Annotated in this window: 6 protein-coding genes and 1 pseudogene; 4 read left to right on the forward strand and 3 right to left on the reverse strand. The window is 50.8% G+C overall.

All coding sequences use genetic code 11. The annotated features are described in order from the left end of the window. The 3 genes and pseudogenes from AKG43_RS12590 to AKG43_RS11260 form a co-directional block, all read right to left on the reverse strand. Positions 1 to 275: pseudogene (locus AKG43_RS12590) on the reverse strand (helix-turn-helix domain-containing protein); the annotation flags it as partial. Positions 276 to 414: 139 nt separating this feature from the next. Beyond that, positions 415 to 1,263 carry a methylenetetrahydrofolate reductase [NAD(P)H] gene (metF, locus tag AKG43_RS11255; RefSeq protein WP_054600639.1) on the reverse strand — a complete coding sequence of 283 codons (849 nt, stop codon included), beginning with the start codon at positions 1,261 to 1,263 and terminating at the stop codon, positions 415 to 417. A gap of 446 nt (positions 1,264 to 1,709) precedes the next feature. Next, positions 1,710 to 3,092, reverse strand: coding sequence for a phosphomannomutase/phosphoglucomutase (locus tag AKG43_RS11260; protein ID WP_054600640.1), 1,383 nt, complete (start codon positions 3,090 to 3,092; stop codon positions 1,710 to 1,712). 451 nt (positions 3,093 to 3,543) lie between these two features. On the opposite strand from AKG43_RS11260, the gene AKG43_RS11265 reads away from it, so the two are divergent. From AKG43_RS11265 to AKG43_RS11280, 4 genes are all read left to right on the forward strand, one after another. Next, positions 3,544 to 6,849, forward strand: a complete 3,306-nt coding sequence (locus AKG43_RS11265) for a DNA translocase FtsK (protein ID WP_054600641.1) — start codon at positions 3,544 to 3,546, stop codon at positions 6,847 to 6,849. Between the two features lie 123 nt (positions 6,850 to 6,972). Then, positions 6,973 to 7,605, forward strand: coding sequence for a lytic transglycosylase domain-containing protein (locus AKG43_RS11270; protein ID WP_054600642.1), 633 nt, complete (start codon positions 6,973 to 6,975; stop codon positions 7,603 to 7,605). 283 nt (positions 7,606 to 7,888) lie between these two features. After that, entirely contained in the window at positions 7,889 to 9,289 is a 1,401-nt protein-coding gene (locus AKG43_RS11275) for an MFS transporter (RefSeq protein ID WP_054600643.1), read from the forward strand. Next, positions 9,273 to 9,800, forward strand: coding sequence for a single-stranded DNA-binding protein (locus tag AKG43_RS11280; protein WP_054600644.1), 528 nt, complete (start codon positions 9,273 to 9,275; stop codon positions 9,798 to 9,800). The genes AKG43_RS11275 and AKG43_RS11280 overlap by 17 nt, the downstream gene beginning before the upstream one ends. Positions 9,801 to 9,843 lie beyond the last annotated feature (43 nt).

The raw sequence follows: 9,843 nt of genomic DNA on the forward strand, positions 1-9,843 counted from the left end.
CGGGGCTGAGTTTGCGGCGGATGAGGGTAGCGATGTGTTGGATCAGCTGCGAATGGAGCTTATAGGGCTTTCTTTTGCGCTGCTTGGTAAGCCGGCTTTGCTGTCGGGCTTTTTCGGCACTGTATTGGCTGCCCTTGCGGGCAGTGCCGTTTGATTTCGCGGCTGATGGTGCTTTTATGGCGGTTAAGCCGTTTGGCGATTTCGCTGATGCTGTGGCGGCGGGACAGGTATTGGATGTGGTATCGTTCGTCTTGGGTCAGTTGTGTGTAGCTCATATGCAATCTTTCTTGCAGGAAAGGCCGTATGCTACCGCATACCGGCCTTTTTCTGTTGTGGAAAGTTGCACTTCAAATTTGAATCCGCTGGCCTTTTAATATGGATTCGAAGCTTTAACGTTTGATTTGTTTTGCTGTATCAATAACCCAAACGCTGGCAGATGGTCGAAACCAAACCTGCTTGGTTCAAAGTGTAGAAGTGAAGGCTGGGCGCACCTTCGCGCAGCAGGCGTTCGCACATTTCGGTAACCACATCCAAAGCCAACGCTTTGATGGAAGCCGTATCATCGGCATAAGATTGAAGCTTCAGGCGCAGCCAACGCGGGATTTCTGCTCCGCAAGTATCGGAGAAGCGCGAGAGTTTCGAAAAGCTGGCAATCGGCATGATGCCGGGAATGATCGGGATGTCAACGCCACGCCCCCGCACGTCGTCAACAAAACGGAAGTAGGCGTCTGCATTGTAAAAATATTGGGTGATGGCCGAATCGGCACCTGCCTTTACTTTACGCACGAAGTTGTTGATGTCGTCTTCTGCGCTGCGCGATTGCGGATGGTATTCGGGGTAGGCTGCAACTTCGATATGAAAATCATTGTTGAATTCGGTTTTAATTAATGAAACCAATTCATTGGCATAACGCAGTCCGTCTGAACCCGCTCCCATGCCGGAAGGAATGTCGCCCCTGAGTGCAACAATATGGCGCACACCGAGTGCTTTGTATTCGTTAAGCAAATCAATGATTTCTTGCGGCTGTATGCCGACGCAGGGCAGATGGGGGGCAGCGGCGATGCCTTCGCTCAAAATATCCTGGATGGCCTGCATCGTGCCTTCTTTGGTCGAGCCGCCCGCACCGGATGTGCAGGAGAAAAATTCGGGGTCGAACTGGCTCAATTGTTTGCGTGTGATCACTTGTTTTGCACGGCCTTCGGGCGTGCGGGTAGGGAAAAATTCGAAGCTGAGTTTCTTTCTTGGTTTGCTGTGTAAGCTCATGGCGGTTGCCTTCGGTTTATCTGTTTGTTATTTGTTTGCAGCCAATCAACTGATTGCCGCGGCAATGGAGATATAGTCAATCAAGCTATTTTTAATACAAGGCCGCAAGCAGCAGAGTACGAAACCGATTCTGTTGCCGCTTCAGCAGTTTGCACCATCGTTCTCTTCGAGCTAAGGCGCAGCAACGCCGTAGTAAAAATAGGTTATTGGCTATGAACAAAGTTTGAAGTTGTTTGATCGGATTATGCACTTAAACAAATCGAAATTAAAACCAAGTGCCGATCAAGGGAAGTGAAAAATATTTGTTTGAATATGAATTATTTTTTTACGTTTTGATTTTACTGAAAAAAGATAGTTTTCAGGCCAAATAATCATCAGCTGCGATACTGCATACAAGGTTGTGCAGCAGGCATCACAGCTGTTATCGGTAGAAAAATGTTTATCTGTTACAAAGGCCAATGCAATGCAGGGTTGCTTTCGATCACTTTTTTGAACTGGTTTTGAATCCGTGCGATGGCTTCTTCGCTGTCGGCTTCAAATCTCAACACCAGCACCGGCGTGGTATTGGAGGCGCGCATCAGGCCGAAGCCGTCGGCGAACTCTACGCGCAGGCCGTCTATGGTGATGATTTCGGCTGCGCCGTCGAATTCGGCGGTTTGTGCCAATTCTTCAATGACCTTATGGCCGTTGCTGCCTTCGGGCAAATCGATATTCAGCTCGGGTGTGGAAATGCTTTGCGGCAAAGCGTTCAGTACGGCGGAAGGATTGTCGCTTGCAGAAAGGATTTCCAGCAGGCGGCAGCCGGCGTAGAGGCCGTCGTCAAAGCCGAACCAATGCTCTTTAAAGAAAGTGTGTCCGCTCATTTCTCCGGCCAAGAGTGCGCCGTTTTTCTTCATCGAAGATTTGATGAAACTGTGGCCGGTTTTTTCCATAATCGGTTCGCCGCCGTGTTCTTTCACCCACGGGGTGAGCAGGCGGGTGGATTTTACGTCGAAAATCACTTTGGCACCGGGGTTGCGGCTTAATACGTCTTGGGCAAACAGCATCAGTTGGCGGTCGGGATAAATGATGTTGCCTTCTTTAGTAACTACGCCCAAACGGTCGCCGTCGCCGTCGAAGGCAATGCCGATTTCTGCGTCGCCGGTTTTCAGTTCGTTAATCACGTCTTGCAGGTTTTTCGGCTTGGCAGGGTCGGGGTGGTGGTTGGGGAAGTTGCCGTCTACATCGCAGAAGAGTTCGGTTACTTCGCAGCCGAGCGCACGGTACAAGTTGCCTGCAAACGCACCGGCTACACCGTTGCCGGCGTCGGCGACGATTTTCATCGGGCGTTTGAGTTTGATGTGGCCGACGATGTGGTTTTGATATTCGGCAGAGATGTCTTTTTCGGTAACGTTTCCTGTGAGGCCGTCTGAAACAAAACGCTTGTTTTCAATGATGGCCAGCAGCTCTTGAATGGCTTCGCCTGCCAGCGTATCGCCGCCGAGCATCATTTTGAAGCCGTTGTAGTCGGGCGGGTTGTGGCTGCCGGTAATCATCACACCGCTGCCTTCGCATTCGCGGATGGCGGCAAAATAGAGCATAGGCGTGGCTACCATGCCGACGTTCAGTACGTCTATGCCGCTTTCGGTTAAGCCTTTTGAAATATTTTCCATCAGCTCGGGGCCGCTCAAACGGCCGTCGCGCCCCAATGCGATTTTTTTGATGCCTTTCTCGGCGGCTTTGGCGGCAATGGCTTTGCCGATTAAGTAGGCTGCTTCATTGGTTAGGGTTTTGCCGACGATGCCGCGGATGTCGTAGGCTTTGAAAATATCATGGGCGATGGCAGGCATAGTAACATTCCTCGTTAACTGAATTGATTGATGGCAATGACAAAATAACCGAGGTCGGCTAAGGGTTGAGATGTTCGGTTTGGGTATCAGCTTTCGGTTTTGGGCTGTTTAAGCGGTATCGGCGTTTGTGAGATGCGTGAATTGTTAAAATAATTATGTAATGCAATGAAAATCGGTTCAAATTGTAGCATAGCCTATCAAAGCCGTCTGAATGCTTTTCAGACGGCTTTGATAGAGATTAAACCGCTTTGATAATCATGGATAACCGTTTGTTCGATAGGGATGGGTATTTTAACCTGGCGCTGAGCCATGCGGGATGCAGGGCGGTTTTTCAAAACGGTATGACCCTTTGTCGAAAAAACCTGCCAGCAAATATGAAAATGGTTCTTTTCAGCTGCGAAACAGGCTAGAATAGGCACTTTGCCAAAATCAAATCCGGGCTGTTTTTTTCATGTTGTGGACATTTTTACTGATTGTTTTACTGTGTGCGATTGCAGGTGTGTTATGGGTGCGCCATCGTCAGGAGCAGGAATGGCTGCGCGAGCTGACTTATCTGAGCCGTCATGAAGCAGGTGATGTGCCTTCGCCGTCTGTCGACGGGCATGTTAAGCCGGCCAAAGTGTTGCGGGGCGTTGATCCTAATCTGAAAAACACCCGTCAAAGCCACCGTGCGGCAGAAGAGGCTAAGGCCGTTTACGATAAAACCGTAGAAAAATTCCGCGCCTTGTCGCCCAAGCACAGTCGTAAATTGGACGCCACCTCAGGCAAGAGAAAAGATCAGCCCGAAGACGACGAATCGATAAACGAACTGCCCATTTTTGCATCTGCCCCCAAAGCGGCGCTGCAATCTGCAGATGTGCATGAAGAAGAATTTCAAGAGGTAGGCGGCGATTTAGAGCAGGCAGAACCGTCTGAACAAGATGAAGCGCCCATTCGTGCTTTAAAAGCCGAGCCGGTTTCAAACCAAGCAAATATCGAAACGCAAAAATCTGACGGTCAGGTTACGGGTGCAGACGGTGCGGTCGAACCTGCCTCAGAAGAACCGGCCGATATTCCGATGTTCGGTGCGGTATTGCCGCAGCCGGAATCCAAAGCCGAACGCAAACGTACTTCTGTAACGGGCAAAGCCATTGCTCCTGCTCCTTATGTGGCTTTCGGAGAAGAAGAATACCGTACACACAAGCCCGATGCTTCTTTACCTGTGATTACGCTGGAAGAGGCCACGAGAGCTTTGCAGGAAACGCATTTGGCGGAGTGGCAGGAAAAAGAAACCGATATTCAGACGGCCAAACCTTTTTCCAATCCTTCTCCCGATATGGAAGTGGTGGAAATCAATTGGACATTCAAACCGGCATTGGAAGAAGCTGCGCCACCGGCTCCTGTGGTGGAGCTGAAAACCATTGATTTGGACGATCCTGCGGTCATCCGCACCCGTGAACGCGTGTTGTCGGAAGTGCGGCAACTGTCCCATTCCGTGCCCCGAACCGAGATAGCACAATCCGTGTTGAATGCGGAAGGCCGCCCCGAAACAATCGGCGAAGAAGACATCCGTTCCAATCTGCTGCGGCAGCGGATGGCCCGCCGCCGTCAAATATCCGCACAGGCTCCCGTTCAGGTTGCACAGCCGCAAATCATTCCGGAGGGAGAAGTGTTTGCCAATTTGGCGCGTACCGATTCTCCGGTCAACCGCCAACGGATACGCCGAGTTAACACGGCCATGCGCGAAAGCGTGATTCCCGATGCCGCGCGTGTGGAGCAGAGCCATTCAGTCCAGCTTCAGCCGCCGGTAAAGCCTGCATCGGTTATCCAACCGATTTCAACTCGTTTTACGCCGTATTCGGCCATGCCGGATGCCGGTGCCACAGTGGTAGAACCTCCGCTCGTACCGGAAGTGGAGCGGCAGGTAATCGATATTCCTGAACCGCCTGTTTTTCATAATGTGCAGCCGCCGGCACCGGTCAACACCCTAACCGCAACCGCAAACCGCTCCGTGCCCGAATATACCGAAACAGCCAATGCACACATCAGCACCCGTCCGGCTTGGAGTATCCACGACCGTCTGCTACATGAATCCGCTCCCGAATATGAGCAAAACGGGTTTCAGACGGCCGCTTTAAACAGCGAAACAGCGGGCATGCCCGATAGTGCCGTTGCCGCTTTCGAGCAAACCGCCGAACACCTTTCGGCAGAACAAACAGGCATCAGGCCGTCTGAAAATCATCATTCTCCGCAACATTTGGTTTCTGCTGATACGGATGCTCCGGAAATTCCATTGCCGACAATAGCCTTGCTGCAGCCGCCGCAATTCGATTTAAGCGCAACCCAAACCGAAGAAGCTTTGCTCGAAAACAGCATTACCATAGAGGAAAAGCTGGCCGAATTCAAAGTGAAGGTAAAAGTGATGGATGCTTATGCCGGCCCGGTGATTACCCGCTATGAAATCGAACCCGACGTAGGCGTGCGCGGCAATGCGGTGATGAATCTCGAAAAAGATTTGGCCCGTTCGCTCGGTGTTTCGTCTATCAGGGTGGTTGAAACCATTCCCGGCAAAACCTGCATGGGCTTGGAGCTTCCCAATCCCAAACGGCAGATGATACGGTTGAGTGAGATTTTCAATTCAACCGCGTTTCAAGAATCCAAATCCAAACTGACTTTGGCGTTGGGTCAAGACATTACCGGTGCGCCCGTGGTAACCGATTTAGGAAAAGCACCGCATCTTTTGGTGGCGGGCACAACAGGTTCCGGCAAATCGGTGGGCGTGAACTCGATGATTTTGTCCATGCTGTTTAAAGCATCGCCGGATGAAGTCCGCATGATCATGATCGACCCGAAAATGCTGGAGTTGTCGATTTACGAAGGCATTCCGCACTTGTTAGCGCCGGTGGTAACAGATATGAAGTTGGCGGCCAATGCCTTGACTTGGTGTGTGAACGAAATGGAAAAACGCTACCGTCTGATGAGCCATATGGGTGTTCGCAACGTAGCGGGTTTCAACCAAAAAATCGCCGAAGCGGCGGCACGCGGCGAAATGCTGGCCAACCCCTTCAGCCTCACGCCCGAAGAGCCGGAACCATTATCTAAACTGCCGTTTATTGTGGTGGTGGTGGACGAATTTGCCGACCTGATGATGACGGCGGGCAAGAAAATCGAAGAGTTGATTGCACGTTTGGCGCAAAAAGCGCGTGCGGCGGGCATCCATTTGATTTTGGCAACGCAACGCCCCAGTGTAGACGTGATTACCGGCTTGATTAAAGCCAATATTCCAACCCGGATTGCTTTTCAGGTATCGAGCAAAGTAGACAGCCGCACCATTCTCGACCAAATGGGTGCCGAAAACCTGTTAGGTCAGGGCGATATGTTGTTCCTGCCGCCGGGCACGGGCTATCCCAAACGTGTTCACGGGGCGTTTGTGGCCGATGATGAAGTGCATCGTGTTGTGGAATATCTCAAGCAGTTCGGCGCGCCGGATTATATAGACGATATTCTGACTTCCGGAGTCGGCAGCGATGATATGTTCAGCAATGCCAACGGCCAACGCAACGGCGATGAAGAGCTGGATCCAATGTATGACGATGCCGTGGCATGCGTACTCAAAACCCGCAAGGCCACCATATCATCGGTACAGCGCCACCTGCGTATCGGCTATAACCGTGCCGCACGCTTAATCGACCAAATGGAAGCGGACGGTATCGTTTCGGCGCCGGAAACCAACGGCAACCGAACGGTTTTGGCGCAAAGCAGCGAACATTTGGATTAACGGATTCACTATGTTTTCAGACGGCCTGAAACGATACGGGCCGTCTGAAAACATAACGTGTATCTATATTCCACTTATATATTCCACTAACGTAGAAAAACAAAAACCATATCCGCACATTTTATGAAACGCAATAACCTGACTCATTTGCCCGAGTCGCCCGAAAAAAGGCGGCTTTTGCTTGCCGGAGGCGTATTGTTATGTTGCCCTAAGTTGCTGTTTGCCGGCGCACAGCGCGAAGAAACCCTTTCGGATGATGTGGCTTCGGTTATGCGCAGTTCGGTTAACCATGTCAATCCGGCGCGTTTGGTATTTGACCGTCCTGCCGACGGTGAGCGTTGGTTGCGCGAAATGTCGCAGCGTTTGGCACGTTATGTTCCGGATGAAGCAGAGCGTAAGCGTTTGCTGGTCAACATACAATACGAATCCAGCCGCGCAGGATTGGATACGCAGGTTATTTTGGGATTGATTGAAGTTGAAAGCGCATTCAGGCAGTACGCGATCAGCAGCGTAGGCGCGCGCGGCCTGATGCAGGTAATGCCGTTTTGGAAAAACTATATCGGCCAACCTTCCCACAATTTATTCGATATCCGTACCAATTTGCGTTACGGCTGCACCATATTGCGGCATTACAATAACGTAGAACGCGGCAATTTTGTCCGCGCACTGGCACGTTTTAACGGCAGCTTGGGCAGTAACAAATATCCCAATGCCGTGCTTGGTGCATGGCGTAACCGTTGGCAATGGCACGGTTGATAACGCTTTTCAGACGGCCGGTGCGGCATCGCCATGCAGAGGCCGTCTGAACGCCAAGAGAGCTTTGTAAAACCTCCGCGGATGTAACTGCCGCTTAAAGCGTAGCAGCACAGCGGGTGCAGATATATCACACGCCGGGCAAGCAAAGCGGGCACATAACGCAGAAATGTGCCGCAGATGGCAGCAAAGGTCCCGCTAAGGCAAACCACGCTTAACGTGTATAATCAGCGGCATTTATCACTTTACACCACCGTAAACCTTTCACGGCTAGGCAAAAATTATTATGGCAAGAAGCAACCGCACACAAATGTTCCCCGAAGAATGGCGCGCCAGTACATCGCTGGCCGGTGTTTACGCGCTGCGCATGCTCGGCATGTTTTTAGTTTTGCCTGTGTTGGCTTTATATACCGCTTCATTGGAAGGCGTAAACGGCGACAAACAAATGGTCGGCCTCGCAATCGGTGCATACGGTTTGACTCAAGCGCTGTTGCAGATTCCTTTGGGTTTGGCTTCAGATAAGTTCGGCCGTAAAAAAGTGATTTATTTCGGTTTGCTCGTATTTGCCGCAGGTTGTTTTATGGCGGCGTTTGCCGAAAGCTGGGAAATGTTGGTGGCCGCGAGGATAGTGCAGGGTGCAGGAGCGGTAAGTGCTGCCGTTACCGCGTTGGTAGCCGATTTGACCCGTGATGAAGTGCGTACGCGCGCCATGTCGATGATTGGTTTGACCATCGGCCTCACATTTTCGGTAAGCTTGGTGTTGTCTCCCATCTTAACGGGCTGGCTGGACGTGCCGGGTTTGTTTGCCATGATGGGTATATTGACCTTAATCAGCATCGGCGTAGTAGCGTGGATTACACCCAATCCGAAAGAATCACGCCTGCATGAAGATACACAAGCTTTGCCGTCGCGCTTGGGCGAAGTGTTAAAAGACACGCAATTGTTGCGTTTGAATTTCGGCATCTTCGCATTACATGCCGCTTTAATGGCACTGTTTACCGCGCTGCCGTTCGCTTTGGTTGATTTGGGTTTGACTGATAACCGCCATTGGAAAGTCTATCTTCCGGCTACGGTTATCGGCTTGATTGCAATGGTGCCGCTGATTATCATCGGTGAAACACGCAACAAATTGAAGCAGGTATTTATCGGCGGGATTGTATGCGTGATAGCCGCTCAAACAGCTTTAGTGTTCAGTTTGCATTCGATTGCCGTGATTACCGTTTGCATGATCATTTATTTCATCGGCTTCAATATATTGGAAGCCAGCCTGCCTTCAATGGTATCCAAAATCGCACCTTCAGACCTTAAAGGCACGGCGATGGGTGTTTATAATACCTTGCAATCCGTAGGCTTGGTGGTCGGCAGTGCTTGCGGCGGTTATTTATTGAAACACTACGGCTTTTCCGGTGTCTTTATATTTTGTAGCCTCCTAACTTTAGTATGGCTGCTGATTGCCGCTACCGCCCCAGCACCGCGTCCGGTAAAAAACATGGGCTTTACAGTGGGGGAAACATGGCAAGGTAGGGAAACAGAGCTCTATTCGGCATTGAAAAACTTGCCGGCAGTAGAAGAAATACAGTTCAGTCAGGATCACAAAACCGTTTATATCAAGGCGTTGCAAAAAGGTTTCGACCCCAAAGCCGCTGAAGCAATCATTTCAGGAGTAAAAAATGTCATCATTGAATAAAGTGATTTTAATCGGCAACTTAGGGCGGGATCCCGAAGTACGCTACATGCCCAACGGTGAAGCCGTGTGCAATTTCAGCATAGCCACCAGCGAAACATGGAACGACCGCAACAGCGGCCAACGCCAAGAACGCACAGAATGGCACAACATTACACTTTACCGCCGTCTGGCAGAAGTGGCCGGCCAGTATCTGCGCAAAGGCAGCTCGGTATATATAGAAGGCCGCATCCAAAGCCGCAAATATATAGGCAAAGACGGAATCGAACGTACCGCTTACGATATCATCGGCAACGAGATGAAAATGCTAGGTTCGCGTAGCAGCGGCTCGGCAGAATACGACAACAGCCAAGGAGGCTATCAACAATCAGCACCGCAGCAACAGCATTATCAAAGTGCTCCCCCGGCTTACCAACAAGAAGCCTCAAGCGCACCGCCAGCAGTGCCGCGCCGTCAAACTCCCGCCGCCCCTGCGGCACCTGTTGATGATATTGATGACGATATTCCGTTTTGAATGACATAAAGTAATTATTGTTAAGTTATTATTTATTTTTTAT

The organism is Neisseria sp. 74A18, from assembly GCF_001308005.1.
In the GTDB taxonomy this organism is placed as follows: domain Bacteria; phylum Pseudomonadota; class Gammaproteobacteria; order Burkholderiales; family Neisseriaceae; genus Neisseria; species Neisseria dumasiana.

Bases quoted from the DNA above. Each gene is read 5' to 3' on its own strand.
- AKG43_RS11260 (WP_054600640.1), bottom strand. From the start codon at position 3,092: ATGCCTGCCATCGCCCATGATATTTTCAAAGCCTACGACATCCGCGGC.
- AKG43_RS11265 (WP_054600641.1), top strand. From the start codon at position 3,544: ATGTTGTGGACATTTTTACTGATTGTTTTACTGTGTGCGATTGCAGGT.
- AKG43_RS11280 (WP_054600644.1), top strand. From the start codon at position 9,273: ATGTCATCATTGAATAAAGTGATTTTAATCGGCAACTTAGGGCGGGAT.
- metF (WP_054600639.1), bottom strand. From the start codon at position 1,263: ATGAGCTTACACAGCAAACCAAGAAAGAAACTCAGCTTCGAATTTTTC.
- AKG43_RS11275 (WP_054600643.1), top strand. From the start codon at position 7,889: ATGGCAAGAAGCAACCGCACACAAATGTTCCCCGAAGAATGGCGCGCC.
- AKG43_RS11270 (WP_054600642.1), top strand. From the start codon at position 6,973: ATGAAACGCAATAACCTGACTCATTTGCCCGAGTCGCCCGAAAAAAGG.